This is a genomic window from Leeuwenhoekiella aestuarii, from assembly GCF_004104055.1.
In the GTDB taxonomy this organism is placed as follows: domain Bacteria; phylum Bacteroidota; class Bacteroidia; order Flavobacteriales; family Flavobacteriaceae; genus Leeuwenhoekiella; species Leeuwenhoekiella aestuarii.
On record NZ_QOVJ01000026.1, the window covers coordinates 1 to 1,528 of the forward strand.

The 1,528-nt window shown below is 42.1% G+C and carries 1 protein-coding gene; it reads left to right on the plus strand.

Going from position 1 to position 1,528, the window contains the following annotated elements; all coding sequences use genetic code 11:
- Positions 1-28 precede the first annotated feature (28 nt).
- Entirely contained in the window at positions 29-1,510 is a 1,482-nt protein-coding gene (locus tag DSM03_RS18885; RefSeq protein WP_128763492.1) for an aminotransferase class V-fold PLP-dependent enzyme, read from the plus strand.
- Positions 1,511-1,528 lie beyond the last annotated feature (18 nt).

Here is a 1,528-nt window from a genome sequence, read left to right on the forward strand (position 1 = left end):
ATCAAAGGTTCTATTTAAAATATCACGTATGTACTTACACGAAGAAACCTCAATCAGTTTGGAAAACTATTTTGACCAATTTCGAAAAAATACCATCGGTACAAATCATCAGTTTGAATCTATTTATGGCACACAGAATCAGATTTATGCAGATTGGATTGCCAGCGGTAGGCTATATCAACCTATTGAAGATATCATTTGTAAGCAGATAGGACCCTTAATGGCCAACACACACTCGTTTTCCAGCGAAAGTGGTAAAGCGGCTACGTATGCGTATCACGAGGCGCGAACAATAATCAAACAGCACGTCAACGCAGATCGCGATGATGTCTTGATTACCACGGGTACGGGTATGACGGGGGCACTGGCTAAGCTACACCGTATTATGGGGCTTAGACCTAAAGATACTGTTTCAGTCTCTGAAGAACGCCCTGTAGTTTTTATCAGTCATATGGAGCATCACTCCAATCAGGTACCGTGGATGGCGCTGGATGTGGACGTTGTTCTCTTAGAACCCAATGATCAGTTACAGATTTGTGCAAAAACCTTAGAAACTCAGCTTAAAAAATATGCAGATCGAAAGGTAAAAATAGGTTCTTTTACCGCCTGTTCAAATGTAACAGGGGCGATAGCTCCTTTCTACGAACTGGCAGCGTTGATGCACGCATACGGCGGACTTTGCTTTGTTGATTTTGCAGCTTCAGCTCCTTATGAAACAATCGATATGCACCCTAAGAATCCGGCTCAAAAATTGGATGCGATATTCTTTTCTCCACATAAATTTTTAGGAGGTCCCGGTACGTGTGGAGTTTTGGTTTACGATAAAAAACTACATAAAAATACCATCCCTGATAATCCCGGTGGAGGCAATGTAAAATGGACCAATCCCTGGGGAGAATACGGTTATCACACTGATTTAGAAACGCGTGAAGATGGCGGTACTCCCGGAATTTTACAGGTAATTCGTACGGCATTATGTCTAAAGCTGAAGGAGCAAATGAACCCTGAAAGGATGAAACAACGTGAGCACGAATTGCTGGAGTTGTTTTACGATCAGGTTTCAGAGTTACGCGAGGTTGAATTGCTGGGCGATCGCAATGAGGATCAAATCGGGTGTGTTTCCTTTAATATAAGCGGTATGCACTACAACCTGGTGGTGCGCCTGCTCAACGACCGCTTTGGTATTCAAACCCGAGGTGGCTGGTCTTGTGCAAGTAGTTTTGCACATTATTTATTCAAGATCAAAGCCGATAGATCAAAAGACTTAATGGAGGCTATCGAAAATAAACAGTTAACCGATAAGCCGGGATGGGTGCGTGTTTCCCTGCATCCCATTATGACCGATGCCGAAGTGATTTTTATTACTCAAGCAATCAAAGAAATCATCGAGAAGCACAAGGAGTGGGCTGCAGAATACAGCTATAATCCTGCTTCTAACGAATTTGATAGCCACAAACAAGATGATTCGAGATTAAAAGAAAGCATGAAGGCTATTTATCATTTTTCATAAAATATAAGCATAACTAGC

Coding starts and splice junctions, on each gene's coding strand:
- DSM03_RS18885 (WP_128763492.1), top strand. CDS start 29: ATGTACTTACACGAAGAAACCTCAATCAGTTTGGAAAACTATTTTGAC.